Here is a 19,790-nt window from a genome sequence, read left to right on the forward strand (position 1 = left end):
CCATGCCATATGATGCAGGGCGCATGCGCGCCCGCCGCGGGACAGTTCTCCTGGCCCTCCTGCTGGGACTGGCGGCGACAGTGATCCCGACCGCCCCGGCATCGGCGCACACCTACCTGGAGAGCAGCGATCCCGCTCCGGACGCACAGCTGTCCGCCGCCCCGGACCGGGTGAGCCTGATTTTTGCTGAGGGAATCCAGGCCCAGTTCACGAAGGTGACCCTGGCCGTCGGGTCGGGCGCGCCGGCGACCTTGATGACGGACATCACCGACCAAAACGTTCTCGTCCCGGTCCCTGCCGGCATCGCGGGCCGTCAGCCGCAGGGCAGCACGGAACCGTGGAAAATTACCTACCGTACCGTGGCCGCAGACGGTCACCCCGTGGAGGGGACCCTGACGTTCTCGGTGACCGCATCCGCCCCTGCACCCGGCGGGCCTCAGCCCGCAACCGGGCCGGCCGAACCCGGGCCATCACCAGCGCAGGCCGGCGCCCCCGCCCAGCAGGTCCTGCCCGATGCCGCTGAACCTTTCCCATGGCCGGCAGTCGGTCTGCTCTCGGCAGTGACGTTGGCCGCGGCAGGCGTGTTCTGGCTGCTGGCACGGCGGGCACAGAGGGCCGGACGCCAGTGAGCCGTTTTGCCCGCGCCGGATTTGCCGGTGCCCTGGTCCTGTTTGTCCCCCTCACGGCCCTCTTTGTCCTGAATCTGGTTGGTGCCATGGAGGCGCCCTCGCCGGGGCTTCCGGACCCCGGGGACCTGACCCGGTGGGCACTGCCGGCATCCCGTGCCGTTCATGATGCGGCGGCGACCGTGACGATCGGCTTTCTTGCCGTCGCGGCCACGGTGCTGCCGCAGGACCCGGAACGGCCCGGCAGTCTCGGCCCGTCTGCCACTCGGGCCATGTTCTATGCCGCGATCGCGGGCAGCGTGTGGACTGTCACCGGCGCAGCGGCGCTGACCTTCTCCTACGCCGACATGGCCGGTACCGACCCGTTCGGTCCGGGGGCCTCCCTTGATGCGATGACGTCCTTCATTTTCGATCTTGCACTCGGCCGTTCGTTAGCCGTCAATGTCCTGCTGGCGGCTGCGGCTACGTCGGCAGCCTGGCTGGCCACCCGCACCACGACGGCCGGCGTGTGCACCTTGCTGGCTCTGGGCGCATTGTTCCCCTTGACGGTGACCGCCCACGGTGCCTCCAACCACGAGGACGCGGTCAACCTGCTGGCCCTTCACTTGATCGGCGCGACGGTCTGGGTCGGCGGCCTGGCCGCCATGTTCTTTTTGCGTCGCCAGGTGGGAGTGGACCTGGTGGTGGCGGTACGCCGGTACTCCCGGCTCGCCGGATGGTGCTTCCTCCTGGTGCTGCTCTCGGGCCTCTGGAGTGCTGTGCTGCGGCTGAATGGCGCCGACCTTCTGGGGAGCGCGTACGGGGTGCTCCTGGTCCTCAAGTCTGCGGCCCTGGTCCTGCTCGGGCTGGCCGGCTGGCTGCACCGGGCACGCACGATCCGGGCCCTGGAACGCGACCCGCAGCGTATGGCGGCCTTCGTCCGTCTGGCCGGGGTCGAGCTGGCCCTGATGGCCGTCACGGTGGGTCTGGCGGTCGCCCTGGGCCGCACTTCACCGTTTGCCACCAGCCCCGTGCAGAGCACCGCCGAATCCTTGCTGGGTTCCGAACTGCCGCCCTGGCTGGGCACCGCCGAGTGGTTTACCCAGTGGCATGCTGATGTCGTCTGGGCACCCGCGTTTGTGGTGCTCGCCCTCGGATACCTGGCCGCCGTCACCCGGTGGAACCGCAGGGGCGGGCCGTGGCCCCGTGACCGCACGTTTTCCTGGCTGCTGGGGTGCGTGTTCCTGGCCTGGGCCACCAGCGGAGCTCCGGCCGTCTACGGCCGGCTGCTGCCGGGTATGCACGTGCTCGGTGAAATGACCATAGGGCTGACCGTCCCCGTTTTGCTGCTCCTGGGCCGGCCCGGGATTCTCGCCGCCGCTACACTTCCCCGGCGCCCGGACGGAAGCCGCGGTGTGCGGGAATGGGCCGCGGTGTTCCTGAAATCCCGTGCCGTGCTCTGGCTCGCCCGGCCCGTGCCGGCCCTGGCCCTGTACGCCGTGTTCGTGGCCGGATACTACTTCACGCCAGTGCTGCAACTGTCCCTGAGCAACAACCCTTTCAGGCTCGCAGCCATGACCGCGGCCCTGGGCACCGGACTAAACCTGGGGGCGACCCTGCTCAAGTCCCGCGACCGAGGGACAGGGACCGCCGGCAGCAGGGCCATGGGGGTCCTGGCTATGGCCGCAGCCGTGCACGTTGCCGCGGGCCTGGCCGTCATGGCCGGCGGCATGCACGGCGATGACTGGTATGCCTACATCCAGTCGTTGTGGAACTACACCGCTACGGCACAGCACAGCACGGCAGGCCAGGTGCTCTGGGGCTCGGCCCTGGTCCCGCTGCTCGCGCTCGGCGCCGCTGTCATGCAGCCTTCGGCGATCCCCCCTAATCCCCTGCCGCCGTCAGCGGCCGATTACAGTGACCGGCCCGCCAATACAGTGGCCGGGCAGCGTACGCGCCGCTGATCCCACAGCACGGTGGCGGAGGGCCGCTGTGAGGGCAACCTGAATTGGCGGTGTGCAGGTTGCCCCAGGGGTTGGTGTCAGCCCGATGCCCGTGCCGGACGTGCATCCAGCGGCCTCCAGACCCGGGACTGCTCGTCCCGTGCCATGTGGAAGGTAGCGCAGCACTGCCGCTTCATCGGCGCCATCGTTCGGCATCGCCGGTCCCGAAACCGATGCCCGTCGTTGGTTCGCAGCATTTTCAGGAGAAGTCCGCCGTGCGCAGCCGCCGACGACATTCCGGAGCCACGTGAACCGATGGCAGCCCCGCGTTCGTCTTAGCAGCAGGAGGTGAAAATGCCTGACTGGCGGGAGGTGCGGCCGCTGACTTAATGACGAATCGCGGCCAGCCCCGCGATTCGTTTTAAGACCAAATGAAGTCCGCATCAGCGGATGATGCACGAATGTCCCCGGTTGTTGCTCTCAGCGACTGGCCGGGCGCGAGGCCTTCCGGCTGCAGCCCGAGAGTGCCTTCGCCGGCGGGCACGTCCGGACGCGAAGACTGTGCAGCCGGCGCCCGCACGGCCGACTGTCAACATGACTTTTGGAGACGCGCCGTCAGTTCCCAGGAGGTGCCATGCATGTTAGCGAGGAAGGTTCTACGGCATGAATACGAATGAGACCGATAGCTACCGGCATTGGGCCGCGGTCTATGTCCTTGGCGCGCTCGATCCCGGCGAGCGAGGCGAATATGAGACGCATCTGGCCATATGCGCCAAGTGCTCGGCTGCGGTGGCAGAACTTGCCGGATTGCCTGAGCTGCTGGACACCCTGGCCCCGGTAGAGGCGCAGGCCATCGGGCGCAGCACTCCACGACCGGATGTGTTCGGCAGGCTCGCGGGGAAGTTCCCGCGGGAGACGCGTCTGCTCCTTGCCGCTCTTGGGGCTGGAGTTCGCGCGGCGAACTGCGGCGGAGACGGCACTGCCCGCTCAGGCAGGCGATAGCTGGCCCGTGGGGTTTTTTCGGAGCCCGTCCCTTTCCGGCCGGGACGTGCCATGAAGCAGGCAGCCACGGGATGCGCGGCTGCCTGCTTCACGGGATGCGCGGCGGGCCCCCGGGTTTTTGGGACGGTCCTGCCCGCCCGCGGTGCGGAGGGTTTGAGCGGGGGCGCACCATGGTGTTTTTGCTGGCACGCCTATCGGTGGAACCGCCTGAGGAGGAGGGAGTTGCCGACGACAAGGACGGAGCTCAGCGCCATGGCGGCGCCGGCGATGATGGGGTTCAGCAGCCCCAGGGCTGCAATGGGGATCCCGATGGTGTTGTAGAAGAACGCCCAGAACAGGTTGGACTTGATCGTTGAGAGGGTCTTGCGGGAGAGCTGGATGGCGGTGGCAACCTGGCCCAGATCACTGCCCATGACGGTGAGGTCGGCGGCCTCAATCGCCACGTCGGTCCCTGATCCCATGGCGATGCCCAGGTCAGCTTGGGCCAAGGCGGCGGCGTCGTTGACGCCGTCGCCGACCATCGCGACCGTGGCTCCGGAGCTCTGCAGCTTCCTCACCGCGTCGACCTTGCCCTTGGGGAGCACGTCGGCAAAGACGTCTCCGGGGGCGATCCCTACTTTGGCCGCCACCGCGGCCGCCACGGCCGCGTTGTCGCCGGTGAGCAGGATGGGCCGCAGTCCCAGGGTCTTGAGCTTGGCGATGGCGGCTGCCGAGCCTTCCTTGACTGAGTCCTGGAGGCTAATGATGCATTCGACCCTGCCGTCCACGGCGACCCAGATTGCCGTGGCGCCCGAGGCCTGCTCCTCATGCAGCCTCCTTTTCTCCGCGCCGCTGGGAACAACCCCGTTCTCTTCCAGCCAGCCGGTCTTGCCAGCGACCACGAAGGAGCCGTTGACGCTTCCGCGGACACCGCCGCCGGCAGCGCTCCGGAAGCCCGAGACCGCGGCGAGCGGGGCGTGGCTCTGGGCGGCAGCGGTGATGGCGCGGGCAACGGGGTGTTCGCTGGCCGCCTCGGCTGATCCTGCCAGGTGCAGTGCCTTGTCCTGGCCCAGCCGTCCGAGGCTGACGATTCTGCTGACGGCAAGTTTGCCGGTGGTGACCGTGCCGGTCTTGTCCAGCACGACAGTGTCCACAGTGCGGGTATCCTCAAGGACCTGGGGGCCCTTGATCAGGATGCCCAACTGCGCCGCCCGGCCGGTGCCGGTGAGCAGGGCTGTGGGCGTGGCCAGCCCCAGGGCACACGGGCAGGCGATGACGAGGACAGCGACCGCGGCCAGGAGGCCGCCCTGCACGTCCTGGCCCACCAGGGCCCAGAGGATGAAGGTCAGAGCAGCGATTCCCAGGACGATGGGGACAAAGACGGCGCTGATGCGGTCGGCCAGGCGGGCGATCGGCGCCTTGCCGCTCTGGGCCTCGCTGACCAGCCGGCCCATCTGGGCCAGGGTGGTCTCGCTGCCGATTCTGGTGGCGCGCACGAGCAGCCGGCCATCGGTGTTGATCGTCGCTCCGGTGACCGTGTCGCCCGGGACCACTTCGACGGGGAGGGACTCACCGGTGATCAGGGAAGTGTCAACGGCTCCGTGGCCGTCGGTCAAAATCCCGTCCGTTGCGATCTTCTCCCCGGGCCGGACCAGGAACTCATCGCCGCGGACAAGGTCCTCAATGGGGATGCGCACCTCTGCACCGTCACGGATCACGCTGACGTCCTTGGCTCCCAGATCCAGCAGGGCCCGGAGCGCGTCGCCTGCCTTCCGTTTGGCGTTGGCCTCCAGGTGGCGACCCAGCAGCAGGAAGGTGATGACCACGGCGGTGACTTCATAGTACAGCGGAGCGTGGTCCCCGTGGGCCGGATCTTCCGTCAGCGTCGGGTTGGTGAACAGCATATAGGTGGAGACGAGGAACGCGGCGCTGACGCCGATGGACACCAGCGTGTCCATCGTCGAGGCCAGGTGGCGGGCGTTGACGATCGCTGCCCGATGGAACGGCCACGCCGACCACGCCCAGACAGGCAGCGTCAGGGCACCGACGACCCACCCCCAGTTCGGGAACTGCACCGGCGGCACCATGGCGATGACGACGACCGGGACCGTCAGCGCCGCGGCCACCAGCAGCCGCAGCAGCAACAACAGGTCCGCCTGGCTGCGACCGCGCGGCAGGCCCCGGGCGGCCGGCCGGTCTGCCTCCGCCGGAGCCCCGGCCGGCGGGGACGTGCTTTCGTGCGCTTTGGGGCGCGCCGTGTAACCGGCAGCTTTCACGGCATCCAGGATCTGCCGGTCGCTGATCCCCTCCGGCACCGACACATGCGCTGACTCCAGCGGCAGGTTTACCGCTGCTTTCACCCCCTCAAGTTTGCCGAGCCTGCGCTCCACCCGGCCCACGCAGGAGGCACAGGTCATGCCGTCTATGTCGAGCTCGATGATCCGTGTCCGGGGCTGGTGAAGGAGTTCTTCGGTTCTCATGATCGGTCCTTTGTTGAAAGGTGGTCCTAGGCGTCGCCGGAGACGACGGCGTAGCCGGCCGCGGCCACGGCTTCTGTGAGCCGTGCGGCGGGAAGTTTGCTTCCGGCGATGACGGCGGCCCGGGAGATCCCGCCTTTGTTCAGTTCCACGGTGACGCTGATGACGTCCTCCAGCGCTTCAAGCTCTTCCGTGACGGAAGCCACACAGTGCCCGCAGGTCATTCCGGAGATATTGAGGGTGGTGGTGACAGGGGACATGGAAATGCTCCTCAGGGCGGTAGTGGTGTTTTCAGGGTCAGCGCAGCAGCCGGGCAATGGCATCGGAAGCCTCGCGGACTTTGCCCTCGATGAGTTCGGTCCTCGTGGCCGTGTCAGCCTCGGCGGCGGCACCGGCCACGCAGTGGGCGAGGTGCTCCTCCATGAGGCCGAGGCTGACGGCGTGCAAAGCCTTCGTGGCGGCCGAGACCTGCGTGAGGATGTCGATACAGTACTTGTCCTCATCGACCATCCGGGCAATGCCACGGGCCTGTCCTTCGATGCGTTTGAGCCGGAGCAGGTAGGCGGCTTTGTGGGGTGAGTATCCCCAAACTGCCGGTTCTGGATCAGATGCCTGTCCGGAGCTGGCCGGGTCACTCATGGCGTTCCCTTCACAGAGTTGAATAGACTTAAAGATATACCCCTAGGGGGTACTGGTCAGGTACCCCCAGGGGGTATGACGCATCCGGCTGGTGCCCCAGGCGGGAGGGTCCCGATCCCGCACCCTCCCCCTAGGAGGGAAGAGTGCGGGACGCCTCCTACTATATGTCATAGTAGTGGCGTATTCTACCGATCAGGGACGCCACAGGGCCCGTGCCGGTCGGGGCAAGGGGGACATCTTTCTCCGGCATCGGTACCGGCAGAGCACCATCACCGGCGTCGGCCCGGCCTGAAGGAGCGCACCCCCGACGTCCAGATCGTCGCGGCTGAGCCCAAGGACTCCCCCATCCTCAACAGCGGCGCCCCGGGTCCCCAACAAGATCCAGGGCCTGGGCGCCAACTTCATTCCGGAGCTGCTGGACACCAACGTCTACGACGAGGTCCTGGACGCCACGCTGAAAGACTCCCTAGCCGTGGCCCGCGCCCGGGCGTCAAGGAAGGCATCCTGGGCGGCATCGCCTCGGGAGCCATTGCCTGGGGCGCGCCGGAGAACGCCGGAAAACTGATTGTGGCGGTCGTCTGCGACTTCGCTGAGCGTTACATCTCCGCCGTCCCCTATTACGACATCCGGGGCTAGCGCCGCCACGGTCCCTGGGCCGGACTCAAGCCGGCCCCTGCCGGGACCGGGAGCCTGCGCGTGCGCCTACTGCGGCGCCTCCATGATGTCCTTGTGTGCGAGTATCCGGAAGACGATGCCGTCTGGTCCCCCTCGAAGAACTTCGGAGGCCGTGAAAGCGGCCGCAGTGAGGTACGGCACCGGATTGCGGGCGAGGTGATCGGCGCCGAAGCGGACGCTCCTTGGTTCGATCGCGCGCATGAGGGCGAAAGCCATCGGGTGCCGGGACGGTCCGTGTCCGGCCAGTATGAACGTACCGCCAGGGCGAAGTACGCGGTATGCCTCCCGGCTGGCGGCCAGCCGGGTCGGGGATGGTGCAGAACGTGAACGTGGAGATGACAGTGTCGGCGCTTTCCGACGGAAGGTCCAGGGCCTGCTCGTCGCCCTGGCGCAACTCGACGTTTCCAAGTTCCTGGCCGCTGGTGCCCCGACGGGCGATGGCGAGCGTTCCCCGGAGAGCTCAATTCCGGTCACATGGTGCACCGCCGGACCGTATAGCGGCAGGTTGAGTCCCGTGCCCACCGCGATCTCGATGACTGCGCTGCGGGGCCTGGACACAGCCCAGGCCCTGGCTCCCACGAGAACGTGGCGCTCTGCGAAACCCATCCGCCGGTCATAGCCACCGGCCATCTTGTCGAAGGTTTTCCTGATTTCTTCGTTGCTGGGATGGTGCACGGCATCCTCCCGGAAGGCGTGTGGCTCATTCGGTAACGCCGTGGCGAGCTCGAGGGAAACTCTCAAGACGATCCTTGATGGAACCTCACCCGGCAAGCCGGCATCCGCCCTCAGGGGGAGGGGCGGATGCCGACCATGTATTACTATATCGCCTAGTAGATATGATGTGTCTGTCTGGCCGAATGGACGCCGGCGGGTGGCCGGTGCAGGCCGGATGCCCCGGGGCCGAGATTATGAACGTGAGGGTGCAGCAAGAAATGATGAGTCATTCCCCAAGAAGTACGACCGCCGCGGAAGCCAAGCGCGAGCGTTCCATGACCGGGCGGCCCGGGCTTCACCAGGCGCGCGCTGTTGCCGCAGCGGTTGTGTTGGGGCTGGCGCTCAGCTCTTGCTCCGCAGCCAATGACTCGCTTGCGCAGCAGGCGGCGGCGGGCGATAACAAGAACTATGTTGCCGGTGACGGCTCCGTCACTGAATATTCTGCCGCTCTCCGGGGAACGCCCATTGAGCTGGACGTGCCGATGATGGACGGAACACAGCTGACCTCGGCAAACCTGCAGGGGAAGGTGGCGGTGCTTAATTTCTGGTACGCCGCCTGCGCGCCGTGCCGGCTCGAGGCCCCGACGCTTGAGTCTCTGCATCAGGAATTCACTCCCAAGGGAGTGGTTTTCAAGGGCGTCAACATCCGCGATGAGGCTGCGACCGGGGAGGCGTTCGAGCGGTCCTTTGGCATCAGCTATCCGAGCGTGCTGGACAAGTCCGGCACTGTGCTGCTGGCCATGAGCCAGTACGTTCCGCCGCAGGCCGTGCCCACGACGCTGGTGATTGACAAGCAGGGGCGCGTGGCCGCCAGAATCCTGGGCGTGGCCGAAAAGAGCACCCTGAAAGCCCTTCTCACCGACGCCATCGCTGAACCGGCGTGAGAAAAGGGCGAGGAACGCGGCAGCAGCTGAGCGAATGCGGCCCAAGAGTCAGCCCGGTGCTGGCGTCCGCGGGCAGGACATCCGATGCGTGGCACCCGCAGGACCCGCCGGACCCGTGCTCGACGCCGCTGGTACTCCACCACGGCGGGCTGTCCCCTGTGCCTCCGTCCGAACCTGGCTCATGAAAACATTTGCGCACGAACAGACGCTGTCCCTGGGGACCGCTTCCCCGCGCGCCGACCGAAGGTAGCCGATGTCCGTAGATCCAGCCCCTGACGGGGACCGCCCTCCCACGGGGGTGGGCACGCCGGTTCTGCCGCCGCTGGGCCCATCGGGCATGCTGCGCTGGATGTGGACTCAGCTGACCAGCATGCGCTCCGCCCTGTTTTTGCTGTTGCTGATGGCTATCGCCGCGGTCCCGGGTTCGCTGTTCCCGCAAAGACCCGCAAACGCCGCTGTCGTCACGCAATATCTGAAGGACCATCCCGACTACGGTCCCTTGCTTGATTCTTTCCAGCTGTTTGACGTCTACTCCTCGGTGTGGTTCTCCGCAATCTACATCCTGCTGTTCGTCTCACTGATCGGCTGCGTGCTACCCAGGGCCCATGCGCACTGGAAGGCCCTGCGCTCGGCTCCGCCGCGCACTCCCCGGCGGCTGTCCCGACTGCCGGAATACGGAACGTTCACCCTCCCTGCCGGAGCCGGAGTCCCACCACGGGAAGCGATCCGGAGCGCGGCGGCGGTACTGAAGAAGAGAGGCTACCGCGTCGATGTCCGAGATGCTGAAGCGGCGATGCCGTCTCTGGGAGCCGAACGCGGTCTGCTCAAAGAAGTCGGCAACCTTCTCTTCCACACCTCCTTGATCGGTGTGCTGATCTCCGTCGCGGTTGGCGGGCTGTTTGGCTATCGGGGGCAGAAGATCCTCGTCGAAGGCGAAACGTTCGCCAACACTCTCGTCGGCTATGACGCCTTCACCCCGGGGACAAACTTCGATCCGACAAAGCTCGACCCGTTCGCCATCACTCTGGACAAATTCGAGGTCCGTTTCGACCGGCAATCCACTAGACAGTTTGGCCAGCCGATCGACTTCAAAGCTACGGTCACGACGAAAGACAGCCCGAATGCCGCTCCCAGACAGCAGCTCCTGAAAGTCAACGAACCTGTCTACTTTGGCGGCACCGGCATCTTCCTCGTCGGCAACGGCTACGCGCCAGTGGTCACCGTGAAAGACGGCGGCGGGAACACCGCGTTCAGCGGTCCCGTCGTTTCGATCCCCACGGACGGTGTTTTCACATCGACCATTGTGCTCAAGGCCCCCGACGCGAGCCCCTCTCAACTGGGCTTTGCCGGATTTTTCCTGCCCTCTGCGGTCAAGAATGAGGATGGAGTCTCATACAGCTTCGATCCGGACCCTCTGAACCCCCAGCTCAATCTGAACTCGTACTACGGCGATATCGGACTGGACAGTGGAAAGCCGCAAAACGTCTATGAGCTGGATGTACAGAACCTCACGCAGCTCAACGGCCGTGATCTGCCAGCCGGCGGAATTGTCCTGAATGCCGGACAGACTTACACGCTGCCCGAGGGCAAGGGATCCATCAGTTTCGACGGGCTCAAACGATACATTGGGGTGGACATCCGTACTGATCCGGGCCAGGCAGGAGTCCTGATCTTCTCGCTGGTCGCGGTCGCCGGCCTGATCACCTCCCTGTACGTGAACCGCCGCCGCGTCTGGGTCCGCGCAGCCTCCCACGAGGACGGCCGGACCATAGTGGAATACGGCCTGCTGGCCCGCGGGGAAGACCACCGGCTCGCCTCCGAAGCGGCCACGATCCGCAGCCGGCTCGCCGCACACTGGGATCTTGATGCCTCCCTGCCTGCCCCGGCCGCCACAGTCCCCTCCGAATCAACGACGAAGGACCGCTAATGCCCGCCATCAACGAAACCCTGGGCCAGTACAGCGAACTGTTCATGCTGCTGGCCGCCGGGACCTACACGGTTGCCTTTATCGCCTTCGCCTGGGACCTGGCCAGAAGCAGCAGCGCTCTCCTGCGCGCCCGGAACCTGTCGGATGCGCAGGCAGGTCGCGCGGCCTCACCGTTCCCGGCCCAGGACAAGGTGGCGGTCGGGGCCGGAACGGGAACGCCAGGAGCCCGCCGTGCCAGCTCAAGTGCCGCCGGTCCCGCGGACCGTGCCGAGCGTCCGACGTCAACGAGCAATCAAGGCGATGAGCCGGGCAAGCCGGGAGTAAGCGCCGACCCCAGCATGCGTTACGCCGGACGCCGGGTTCCCGCCCGCGTCGCCGTGGGGCTGACGGTGCTGGGCGCCGCGATCCACGCTGTCGGCGTCCTGACCCGGGCCGTGAGCGCCGGACGCGTGCCTTGGGGCAACATGTACGAGTTCCTGACCACCGGAGCCTTCGTCGCCGTGGCCGTGTTCCTGGTGGTGCTGATCCGCCGCGACCTGCGCTTCCTGGGCACGTTCGTGGTCGGCCTGGTGATCATCATGCAGGTGGCTGCGTCCGTGGCCTACTGGACCCCTGTGGGCCACCTCGTCCCGGCCCTGCAAAGCTACTGGCTGATCATCCATGTCTCCATCGCGGTGCTCTCCTCTGCGCTCTTCACCCTGACGTTCGCCATGTCCGCACTTCAGCTCCTGCAGTCACACCGCCAGAGGGCTATGGCGGCCGGCGGTGCGGACAAGCTGGGCTTCATGCGCCTTGTGCCATCCGCCCTGAGCCTGGAAAACCTCTCCTACCGCTTCAACGCGCTGGCTTTCATCGGCTGGACCTTCACCCTCATGTTCGGCGCCATCTGGGCCGAGAAAGCCTGGGGACGCTTCTGGGGCTGGGACACCAAGGAAGTATGGACCTTCGTGATCTGGGTGGTCTACGCCGGCTACCTGCATGCCCGGGCCACCCGCGGCTGGACCGGGACCCGCTCCGCCTGGCTCTCGATCGTGGGATACCTGTGCGTGGTCTTCAACTTCACCATCGTGAACCAGTTCTTCAACGGCCTGCACTCATACTCCGGCCTGTGAAGGCAACAGCTCATGACACATTTCAGGAAGGCCCCTGCCCGGCCGTCAGGGCCGTGTCCGGCCCCGTTCACCGCATTCGATCTGTTCGCCGCGGTCCGTGAGACGCGCAACGTGCCGCTCCGGCCATATCGTTCCGCCGCACCAACAACAGCCGCATGCGCCTTTAACGCGCTGCAGAAGCCGGCAGAGGTCCATTCGTGGTTGGAGGGAATCAATCGGATTGCCACCGACAGGATCAGTAGGGAGACGTCGTGATCCTGCGCAGGGCAGTGCAGATTTTCGGAGAGCTGCTCATCACCGCGGGAATTGTGGCGCTGCTCTTCGTCGCTTGGCAGCTGTGGTGGACCAATGTCGAATCCAACGCCACTCAAAGCGAAGCGGTCCGGGACTTCGCCCGGGAAATGGGCGGACAAGCGTCGCCCGCGCCCGGTTCCGGTGCGGCGGACCCCGTCACCGGCACGACTGATCACGGTACGCCTGTGGTTTCCGAGGCGCCGGGCCACGGCGGGACGATTGGCATCATGTACATACCCAGGTTCGGAGAGAACTTCGCGCGGCCGATCGTTGAGGGAACCACTACCGACCTGCTGGATACCCTGGGCCTTGGGCATTACAGCGAAACCTCCATGCCCGGGGCGGTGGGCAACTTCGCTGTCGCCGGCCACCGGCAGACCCACGGGGCGGTCCTCGACAATGTCCACGCGCTGGTGCCGGGAGACCGGATCTACGTCCAGACACGGGACGGCTATTACGTCTATGTTTACCGGAACAACCGGATCGTGCTGCCATCCAGCGTCGATGTTCTGCTGCCGGTACCCTCACAGCCGGGAGTCAGACCGACTGAAAGGATCCTTTCGTTGATCACTTGCAACCCCCGCTTCGGATCCGAGGAGCGCTTCGTCGCATACTCCGTTCTGGATCACTGGCAGCCGGCTTCGGCCGGACCTCCGCCGGAAATCGCAGCCCAGGTGACTCGTGCTAGCGGGGAAGGCTGAGAACTGTGTACACCTGGATTTTCCGTCACCTGCCCGGCCCTCTCTGGTTCCGCATTGTCACCTCACTGGCGCTGATCGCCGGCGCGGTGCTCCTAATGGTCGAGTTCTTCTTTCCCTGGATGTCACAGTTCACCCAATTTACGGATTCCACGGTGGGTGCAGTCGGCAACTCATGAGAGTGCCCCGGAACGTCATCGTGGGTATTCGCGAGCCCGTTATCGGCTGTGCTTTCTGCTCCGGAGGCTGTCAGCAGACTAAGGAGATAGGCCCGGCACCAAGCAGGCTTAGCCTCAGACCCGGACGCCATCTTCCGCTCCTCCAACCGACAGTCGACAGCACGGGTTCGAGGAGATCCTTCGGCCACAGCAGCCCCGGCTGATTTGTGCGGCAAGCTCGGGCCGCTGTCAGCCCGGCGGACCCTTACGTAGTCACGCACCGTGGAATACGCGTAGGACCGGAATTCCGTCGGAGTAGGCCACACCCCAACCTGACGTCAGGCAGGCGGGCGCGCGGATGTCAGAATAGGCTCTGATTCTTCTTTTTCTGACAACATCTTGAGAGCCTCTTAGATTTCAAGCTGACATCTGTGCCGCAGTCCTTGACGGGCTCACGATAGATCACGTGCTGTTTGCCGCCTCGACCTCGATCATCGGTCGCATGTCTTGAAGGAGAACTTGGGGGCCTGCAGCCAAGGAGGTCGTGCCAAGATAGCTACATGCCCCCACGCCTTTTCGACCTCAGCTCCACCTGGCACCTTCCCGTGCCGCCAGAGAAGGTATGGGCCATCATTGCCGACATCAACATGAGCTGGCCCAGCTGGTGGCCGCACTGCAGTTTCGCCGGGCCGCTGGTTCGCACCAAACCCGAGAGCAACTCCCAGGAACACATCCTCAAGGCGACCACCGCCCACCTCAACTTCAAGGCATCGCTGGGTTACACGCTCACCATCAGCATCCACCCGACAGATGTCACCGCACCTCGAGAGATAGACTTCAACGCCGGTGGACATCTGGACGGGACAGGGCGAGTCGTGCTCACCCCCGAAAAGCTAGGCGAAGCAACGCGCATGGACATCGAGTGGCGCGTCCGCCCTACTCAACGATGGATGAATCTCCTGACGCCGATCGCCGCACCTGTCTTCACGGCCGCACACGCCCTCATGATGAGACAGGGAGAAAAGGGCCTCGTAAAAGCCCTAGCGAAGCAGGCAACAGCGAACGCATAGTAGACCCGTCTACAATCGACTAGCCACGCGGATTCAACAGTCCTACCATGGAGGTGGTCAGCCGAGCTGGGGAGCTGAGGCCCCTCCTTCGAGCGCGGACTTTCAGGCACGGGAAAGGGGCACGATGAATCTTCATGAGTCGCTCGCCGCGAGCCTCCGCCACCAGGAAGGTGCCCAGCCACAAGACTGGGAAGCCACCTTCCGCAACATGGCTCTCTTCGACCTCGCAGCGGACATGGAACTCGGCTTCTTCCTTTCGTACTACCGCAATTTCGCCATCCCGAGCATCGCTTCCACTCTGCACAGCAACGCGGAAATCCAGCAACGCCCCATGAAGCGCTCCTACGACACCGCCATCGTCATCTACGAACTGATCGCCACAGGACTGGACAGCGAGCGCGGCCGCGAAATGGTCGCCCTGCTCAACCGGGTCCACCGCAACGTCCCCGGAAGCAAAGACGATTTCCTCTACGTCCTCCTCACGCTGCTGGTAGTTCCGATCCGCTGGACCCAGCAACACGCCTGGCGCCACCCCACAGCTGCAGAGCTCGCGGCCGCCTCACGCTTTTTCGCCGAGCTGGGCTCCCGGATGAACATCGCAGACATGCCCCGAACATACGCTGACGCCGAGGCTTTCTTCGACGCCTACGAGGCCGCGCATGTCGCGCCATCCCCCGAGGGTCAGCACCTGATGGACGCCACGGTCCAGGTCTTCCAAAGCCGGTTGCCGGCGCCCTTGCGCCGCTTGGCGAAACAGATCATCAGCACAATGCTCGACGACGACCGCCTCACCGCGGCGCTCGGCCTCCCCAACTCGAGCCGGACTTCCCGAGCCGCCCTCAAAACTGGACTGATAATTCGCAACGCGATCCGCCGTCGTCGTCCGCTGAAAGAGCAGCCGCATTTCACGCCCGGCAAAGCCGGGTCGTCCCTGTACCCGAACGGGTATTCCCTGGACCAGATCGGTCCGGTCAATGTTCCCCACTCCCCCACGGCCCGAAGCAATGAACTATCGTGAAGCCCGAAAGTTAGCCCGGCGAGCGGAGCACGGCTTCGGTCTGCCCGACGACGCGACGCTTCTGTACATTCAGAACAAACTGGAAATGCAACGCGGGCGGCCCATCATCGTCGACGAACTCCCCGGCATGCGCGGATCAGAATTGTGCGGCGTCTGGCTCATCTGCGCCGACCGCGACATAGTCCTGCATGCAACAGTGAAATCCAGCTGGCATCGGCAACAGATCATCCTGCACGAGTTCAGCCACATGATCCTCCAGCATGACCTCTTGGAACCTACCGAAGACTTGGTCACGGCATTCCTCCCGGACCTCGGCGTCGAGGTTCTCCGCGCTCTCGGCCGCCGCAGCTACACCGACGACGCCGAATTCACAGCCGAGGCCCTCGCCGACCAGCTTGCAATGCGGATCATCAACAGCGAGGTACCCAGCCTGCCCGAGCCTCTGGCCTTTCGCCGAGTGTTCGGCTGATGGAAGCCGTCCCCGCAGCCGCGCTGTGGGTGCTTACTGTCCTTCGGCTGCCCATCGCCCGAGATCCTGACCGCGGTAGCGTATTTCGCGCGACTATCCTGGCCGCAATTGCCTGCACACTTTATGTCCCCGCCGTCTACTACGGCATCGACCCGGTTCTCGGTGGTCAGAACCGCGTTGGGCTTGCCACTCTCCTATCTCTGCTCCTTGGGTTTTGGCAGTTTCGAACTGCCATCCTCCTGGCTGCGGTCACGGATAAAGAAGTACGACGGCGGCAACTCACGTTGGGACGATGGGGTGCGGGCGCCGCCTGCACGGCTGTTACTGCAGGATTTCTCACCAGCCGCGTAGATGTCACCGATCCCAACCTGCCACTTACATACGGTGATCAGCCCGGGATGGCAGTCTTCCTCTGGACCGGCTCGGCCTTCATCATGTGGATCTGCGTCGACATAGCCCGGGTATGCAGGAGCAACGTTCCGCATATGCATACCCCGGTGTTTCGATCGGCGTTCACCCTCATCGCCGTCGGTTGTGTCTTGTTCGCTCTTGTTCTGCTCGACCGGCTGCTCTACGGGGCGGTCATCAACGTTGAAGGCACCGCCAGCCCGACGGCTGCTGTCCTCACCAGCTTCTATTGGGTGGGCGAAACGTGCGCCGTACTCCTAGTCAGCCTCGGGCTACTTCTCCCCCGGCTGGCGGGGCGACTCAAGCACGGCACGTTCGGGCTGCGCACCAGACTGTTGCTGTGGGAGATCAGTCCCATATGGAACCGCATAGCCTTTGGCCAGCACGAGTTAGTTTTGCAGGATAGACGCGCCAGCCGGCTGTCGTTCTTCTGCAGGCACGCCGAAACCCAGCTTCACCGGTGGTTGGTAGAAATACGTGACTGTGAAATGGCCAACCCCGAAGCTTCACGGCGCCTGGACGCCCACGACCGGACCGTCGTCGAACGCGCCGAACATGCACTCGAAGGGCGATCCGCGCACAGCTGACCCAATAATCCTCCCCAGACGAACTGCGGCCTCTAGGGTCATGCCGTGGTGCCCGCGCTTACCCATGAATGAGAAAAAGCAACTTCGCTGTTTGTCATTCCGATCCCGATCATCGCTGGGCAGGTCCTTCGCACAACTGGGGCAGCGCGCCGTTCACGAACAAGTTCGTTCGGTGCTCCTCCGTCGCTTCGTCCGGACTCGAAAAGGCCAGCCGTGGCTCTCCAATCAGAATGGCGCCGAAATCTGGCGGCGCATCCGCGGTCCGCCGGCCGATGAAGGAGAAGGATCATGGAAGAGCTCACCATCCGCACCCCAGCCGACGTTCTCAGTTTCGTTGGCCACACCCTGGGTTTCTGGCCTCGCGAAAGCCTGGTCTGCATCACTTTGTCGGATAAGCACGTTGGCGCGACACTCCGCGTTGATCTGCCGAAGCCAGGCACTGAGATCAGTTACGCTCAGACCGTCGCTGGATACCTGGCCCATGACACCAACGCCGAAAGTGTGCTCTTTGCCGTGTATACCTCCCAAGCCGAGCAGGCCGGGCCGGTCAAGCCGCAGGCGGCAACTATTGCGGCGCTGACTGGTGCCCTCGCCGAACGCGGGATGTCCATCCGAGATGGCCTCTTGGTCGGAGACGAACGTGTCTCTCAATACGATGGAAGCCCCGAGGAAGGTCGGTCGCTCCCACTGGCTGCCACGCAGTCCAGCCAAATCAACGCGGAATTCGTCTACCGCGGCAGCACCATCCAGCCGACCAACCGGATCACTTTGCCGGCCTCAACCAAGGAAACGGAAACCACGGACGCTGTCCGCGACCGTGTAGCGGAACTCGGAGGTCTGAAAGTCGGGGAAGCGCTCGAGCAGGCCAGGGCGCGCTGGACGGAAATGCTTGAGTCGCACAGCTACCCGGACCGGGATGAAATCGTGAACCTGATTGCGGATCTCCAATTCCCCGTTATCCGTGACAGGCTGATGGCCGACATCCCGGGCATTGACGAACGAATGGACCGGATCCTCCTAGCCCAGACCCACGACAAGCCACAATGGTCTCGCGTCGAATGGGCGCAGCAGCTGCTCCTCCATGCCTACACGCACAGCAGCACGAAGCATTCGGCTCCCATCCTCACGGCAGTGGCCTTCATCAACTGGTGGGAAGGCAGAGGCAGCAAGGCGCACCAGTTCCTCCAGCTCGCCCTCGAGGCTGACCCTGCCTACCACTTGGCCAGGGTCAGCGATCTCATGATCGGCTCCGGAGTGGTGGCCGGCTGGAACATGGACAAGGGAACGGCTTACCGGGATCCAGGGCTGGGAGTCTGACGTGGTCTCTTGGTCTGCGTCCCAGCACGATGAACCACAGTGTCGCAAGGACTGAGATCATGGGTGCCGCTGCAGGCGGCCTGTTGCAGGCGTATACCTCCGACTGGGCCGACTTGGTTCAGTCGGAGGACCGACTGCCTGACGACGTCAAGGACCTTCTCCGCGTCTGTCTGCCCTCCAGCTCCGTGCTGCGTGTCGACGGTGCCCAGGCCTGGTCTAGGGGGCATGTCCGGGAGAGATTCGTCAGCGCGTCGACCGTTTGCCCTGACACGGATCACGAACCATCCGGCGTCAATAAGGGCCTTTGTCTTGGCGATGTCTTCCGTGAGCTGATCGCGGTGATAGAACCAGCCGTCGTACTCGATGACTAAGCGAAGTTCGTCTGAGAGCATGTCACACCTGGACCAATGTCGTTGCCTGGTGCTCCCCCACGGGACGGGCAGGGAGACGTTGAGCTGAAGATCCGGGATCATTTCTGAAAGCTGGTTGAACAACTCCAGTTCTGGCTTGGAGATGCGGTTTACACATCGGGGGCAGCCGGCCCCAACACCGGTCCGGCTGCTGATGTTCGCAAGCCACTCATGGCCGCACTTGCCAAGCCACCAAACCTTGAGGTTGAGGCCGGATGTGACCTCCGTGGGTTGGAGAGCTCCGTTTTTGGTCGGGTGCCATTCCGCGGCGACGTCGGGGAACCTGGATGCGAAGTCGTTGTCGCCCACTGCGATCTGCAGTCCGCGGCAGAACGGACAGCCAGTTCCAGCGTTCGCCCTCAGGGTGACCGTAGCCTCCCACTCATGGCCGCAGGTTCCCGACCACCAGACTTTTTTCATACTCCCGTGGGTGACCTGTTCCGGCGTGAGTGAACCATTCTTCGTCTGATGCCACTGGGCCACAAGCTCTCGATTCCTGGAAGCAAGGTCGTTATACCCGGGAAGGACTTTCAGTCCGCGGCAAACGGGGCATCCCCTGCCGGAGGTGATCTTGTAGGGGCTCGCCTCCCAGTCGTGGCCGCAGGGCCCCGACCACCAGTACTTTTTGCCGGATCCGGCTGTAACGTCCCGCGGCGTAATCGGGCCGTTCCACGTCGGGTGCCACCACGCTGCTGCGTCCGGGTGTGTCGTTTCAAGGTCGTTGGCACCCGGAAGGATTCTTCTGACTGAACAGATCGGACATCCGTTGGCGCCGTGAGTACGGTCGACGGCTCTTGCTTTCCAAGGGTGACCGAGACGGCAAATCCACCAGTACGACGTTGTGCTGCCAGGCGATACCGATTCGGGACTGATGTCACCATTTCTAGACAGATTCCATTCAGCAGCAACCTCAGGGAATCTCGCCTTCAGGTCATTGAAGCCCGTGAGGAACTTCCTGCTCGAGCAGTAGGGGCAGCCGGACCGCATGTAAGTTCGACCACTGACGGAGGACTTCCACTCGTGGCCGCAGCTGCCCAGCCACCAGACCAGCCGGCTGGTACTGCTTGCGCACTGCTCGGGACGGGACGCGCCGTTCTTTGATGGGTGCCACTCTGAAGCTATTTTCGAATAGATGGTGGCCAGATCGTTGATACCGGAGACAATCAGGTGGCCCGAACATACAGGACACCCTGCGCCTTTGGTGGTGCGGCTCCTGTATTCTGACTTCCACTCATGGCCGCACGGACCCAGCCACCAAACCTTCTTGCCGCTCCCATAGGATAGTTCCCCGAACCGGAGTTCGCCGTTTTTCGTGGGGTGCCACTCGTTCGCGAGTAATTTCGCCAGCTCTCGTCCCGCATGTGCTGCCCCCGCGGTCGGCTCTCCTATTCCCATCTCATGTCC

The 19,790-nt window shown here is 64.5% G+C and carries 18 protein-coding genes and 2 pseudogenes; 14 read left to right on the forward strand and 6 right to left on the reverse strand.

What is annotated here, in order from left to right; genetic code table 11:
* Positions 1-2 precede the first annotated feature (2 nt).
* From BWQ92_RS01170 to BWQ92_RS01180, 3 genes are all read left to right on the forward strand, one after another.
* Positions 3-629 carry a copper resistance CopC family protein gene (locus BWQ92_RS01170; protein WP_083706190.1) on the forward strand — a complete coding sequence of 209 codons (627 nt, stop codon included), beginning with the start codon at positions 3-5 and terminating at the stop codon, positions 627-629.
* Positions 626-2,569, forward strand: a complete 1,944-nt coding sequence (locus BWQ92_RS01175; RefSeq protein WP_076797863.1) for a cytochrome c oxidase assembly protein — start codon at positions 626-628, stop codon at positions 2,567-2,569. Before BWQ92_RS01170 ends, BWQ92_RS01175 begins: the two co-directional genes overlap by 4 nt.
* 642 nt (positions 2,570-3,211) lie before the next feature.
* A complete protein-coding gene (locus BWQ92_RS01180; protein ID WP_076797864.1) occupies positions 3,212-3,550 on the forward strand; it encodes a zf-HC2 domain-containing protein in 339 nt (112 codons plus the stop codon).
* A gap of 191 nt (positions 3,551-3,741) precedes the next feature.
* Here BWQ92_RS01180 and BWQ92_RS01185 read toward each other — a convergent pair whose 3' ends face one another.
* From BWQ92_RS01185 to BWQ92_RS01195, 3 genes are read right to left on the reverse strand one after another with little or no spacing between them, the layout of a single operon-like run.
* Complete coding sequence (locus tag BWQ92_RS01185) at positions 3,742-6,009, reverse strand: heavy metal translocating P-type ATPase (protein ID WP_076797865.1); 2,268 nt, start codon at positions 6,007-6,009, stop codon at positions 3,742-3,744.
* Between the two features lie 26 nt (positions 6,010-6,035).
* On the reverse strand, positions 6,036-6,266 hold the full coding sequence (locus BWQ92_RS01190) for a heavy-metal-associated domain-containing protein (RefSeq protein ID WP_076797866.1): 231 nt from the start codon (positions 6,264-6,266) through the stop codon (positions 6,036-6,038).
* 37 nt (positions 6,267-6,303) lie between these two features.
* Positions 6,304-6,645: a metal-sensitive transcriptional regulator gene (locus BWQ92_RS01195; RefSeq protein WP_076797867.1), complete on the reverse strand. Its 342-nt coding sequence runs from the start codon at positions 6,643-6,645 to the stop codon at positions 6,304-6,306.
* A 223-nt stretch (positions 6,646-6,868) separates the two neighbouring features.
* Between BWQ92_RS01195 and BWQ92_RS24120 the strand changes: the two are divergent.
* Positions 6,869-7,281: pseudogene (locus tag BWQ92_RS24120) on the forward strand (pyridoxal-phosphate dependent enzyme); the annotation flags it as partial.
* A gap of 66 nt (positions 7,282-7,347) precedes the next feature.
* Here the strand turns inward: BWQ92_RS24120 and BWQ92_RS24125 are convergent.
* Together BWQ92_RS24125 and BWQ92_RS24655 are read right to left on the reverse strand one after the other, a co-directional pair.
* Positions 7,348-7,536, reverse strand: a complete 189-nt coding sequence (locus tag BWQ92_RS24125; RefSeq protein ID WP_236783075.1) for a hypothetical protein — start codon at positions 7,534-7,536, stop codon at positions 7,348-7,350.
* Positions 7,537-7,630: 94 nt separating this feature from the next.
* A pseudogene (locus BWQ92_RS24655) lies at positions 7,631-7,759 on the reverse strand (hypothetical protein); the annotation flags it as partial.
* A gap of 550 nt (positions 7,760-8,309) precedes the next feature.
* On the opposite strand from BWQ92_RS24655, the gene BWQ92_RS01210 reads away from it, so the two are divergent.
* The 10 genes from BWQ92_RS01210 to BWQ92_RS01250 all read left to right on the forward strand — a co-directional run bounded on the left by BWQ92_RS01210 (position 8,310) and on the right by BWQ92_RS01250 (position 17,976).
* A complete protein-coding gene (locus BWQ92_RS01210; protein ID WP_076797868.1) occupies positions 8,310-8,918 on the forward strand; it encodes a TlpA family protein disulfide reductase in 609 nt (202 codons plus the stop codon).
* Between the two features lie 253 nt (positions 8,919-9,171).
* Positions 9,172-10,845: a cytochrome c biogenesis protein ResB gene (gene resB, locus BWQ92_RS01215; protein WP_076797869.1), complete on the forward strand. Its 1,674-nt coding sequence runs from the start codon at positions 9,172-9,174 to the stop codon at positions 10,843-10,845.
* Positions 10,845-11,957, forward strand: coding sequence for a c-type cytochrome biogenesis protein CcsB (ccsB, locus tag BWQ92_RS01220; protein WP_076797870.1), 1,113 nt, complete (start codon positions 10,845-10,847; stop codon positions 11,955-11,957). Before resB ends, ccsB begins: the two co-directional genes overlap by 1 nt.
* A gap of 251 nt (positions 11,958-12,208) precedes the next feature.
* Entirely contained in the window at positions 12,209-12,952 is a 744-nt protein-coding gene (locus tag BWQ92_RS01225) for a class E sortase (protein ID WP_076797871.1), read from the forward strand.
* 5 nt (positions 12,953-12,957) lie between these two features.
* Positions 12,958-13,128: a hypothetical protein gene (locus tag BWQ92_RS23790; protein WP_172804233.1), complete on the forward strand. Its 171-nt coding sequence runs from the start codon at positions 12,958-12,960 to the stop codon at positions 13,126-13,128.
* A 539-nt stretch (positions 13,129-13,667) separates the two neighbouring features.
* Positions 13,668-14,177: an SRPBCC family protein gene (locus BWQ92_RS01230; protein WP_076797872.1), complete on the forward strand. Its 510-nt coding sequence runs from the start codon at positions 13,668-13,670 to the stop codon at positions 14,175-14,177.
* A 124-nt stretch (positions 14,178-14,301) separates the two neighbouring features.
* Positions 14,302-15,195: an oxygenase MpaB family protein gene (locus BWQ92_RS01235; protein WP_076797873.1), complete on the forward strand. Its 894-nt coding sequence runs from the start codon at positions 14,302-14,304 to the stop codon at positions 15,193-15,195.
* The gene (locus BWQ92_RS01240; protein WP_076797874.1) at positions 15,182-15,664 is read left to right on the forward strand and encodes a hypothetical protein; all 483 of its coding nucleotides are present in this window, start codon (positions 15,182-15,184) and stop codon (positions 15,662-15,664) included. Before BWQ92_RS01235 ends, BWQ92_RS01240 begins: the two co-directional genes overlap by 14 nt.
* Positions 15,664-16,659, forward strand: coding sequence for a hypothetical protein (locus BWQ92_RS01245; RefSeq protein ID WP_157365075.1), 996 nt, complete (start codon positions 15,664-15,666; stop codon positions 16,657-16,659). Before BWQ92_RS01240 ends, BWQ92_RS01245 begins: the two co-directional genes overlap by 1 nt.
* Positions 16,660-16,947: 288 nt before the next feature.
* Positions 16,948-17,976 (forward strand): DUF4192 domain-containing protein, encoded by a 1,029-nt coding sequence (locus tag BWQ92_RS01250; protein ID WP_076797876.1) that lies wholly within the window; start codon positions 16,948-16,950, stop codon positions 17,974-17,976.
* Here BWQ92_RS01250 and BWQ92_RS01255 read toward each other — a convergent pair.
* Positions 17,949-19,781 carry a zinc-ribbon domain-containing protein gene (locus tag BWQ92_RS01255; RefSeq protein ID WP_076797877.1) on the reverse strand — a complete coding sequence of 611 codons (1,833 nt, stop codon included), beginning with the start codon at positions 19,779-19,781 and terminating at the stop codon, positions 17,949-17,951. The genes BWQ92_RS01250 and BWQ92_RS01255 overlap by 28 nt on opposite strands.
* Between the last annotated feature and the right edge of the window lie 9 nt (positions 19,782-19,790).

It is taken from the genome of Arthrobacter sp. QXT-31 (genome assembly GCF_001969265.1).
Taxonomy (GTDB): Bacteria; Actinomycetota; Actinomycetes; order Actinomycetales; family Micrococcaceae; genus Arthrobacter.

Coding starts and splice junctions, on each gene's coding strand:
- resB (WP_076797869.1), top strand. CDS start 9,172: ATGTCCGTAGATCCAGCCCCTGACGGGGACCGCCCTCCCACGGGGGTG.
- BWQ92_RS01170 (WP_083706190.1), top strand. CDS start 3: ATGCCATATGATGCAGGGCGCATGCGCGCCCGCCGCGGGACAGTTCTC.
- BWQ92_RS01210 (WP_076797868.1), top strand. CDS start 8,310: ATGACCGGGCGGCCCGGGCTTCACCAGGCGCGCGCTGTTGCCGCAGCG.
- BWQ92_RS01190 (WP_076797866.1), bottom strand. CDS start 6,266: ATGTCCCCTGTCACCACCACCCTCAATATCTCCGGAATGACCTGCGGG.
- BWQ92_RS01185 (WP_076797865.1), bottom strand. CDS start 6,009: ATGAGAACCGAAGAACTCCTTCACCAGCCCCGGACACGGATCATCGAG.
- BWQ92_RS01195 (WP_076797867.1), bottom strand. CDS start 6,645: ATGAGTGACCCGGCCAGCTCCGGACAGGCATCTGATCCAGAACCGGCA.
- BWQ92_RS01255 (WP_076797877.1), bottom strand. CDS start 19,781: ATGGGAATAGGAGAGCCGACCGCGGGGGCAGCACATGCGGGACGAGAG.
- BWQ92_RS24125 (WP_236783075.1), bottom strand. CDS start 7,536: ATGGCTTTCGCCCTCATGCGCGCGATCGAACCAAGGAGCGTCCGCTTC.
- BWQ92_RS01230 (WP_076797872.1), top strand. CDS start 13,668: ATGCCCCCACGCCTTTTCGACCTCAGCTCCACCTGGCACCTTCCCGTG.
- BWQ92_RS01240 (WP_076797874.1), top strand. CDS start 15,182: ATGAACTATCGTGAAGCCCGAAAGTTAGCCCGGCGAGCGGAGCACGGC.
- ccsB (WP_076797870.1), top strand. CDS start 10,845: ATGCCCGCCATCAACGAAACCCTGGGCCAGTACAGCGAACTGTTCATG.
- BWQ92_RS01245 (WP_157365075.1), top strand. CDS start 15,664: ATGGAAGCCGTCCCCGCAGCCGCGCTGTGGGTGCTTACTGTCCTTCGG.
- BWQ92_RS01180 (WP_076797864.1), top strand. CDS start 3,212: ATGAATACGAATGAGACCGATAGCTACCGGCATTGGGCCGCGGTCTAT.
- BWQ92_RS01250 (WP_076797876.1), top strand. CDS start 16,948: ATGGAAGAGCTCACCATCCGCACCCCAGCCGACGTTCTCAGTTTCGTT.
- BWQ92_RS01235 (WP_076797873.1), top strand. CDS start 14,302: ATGAATCTTCATGAGTCGCTCGCCGCGAGCCTCCGCCACCAGGAAGGT.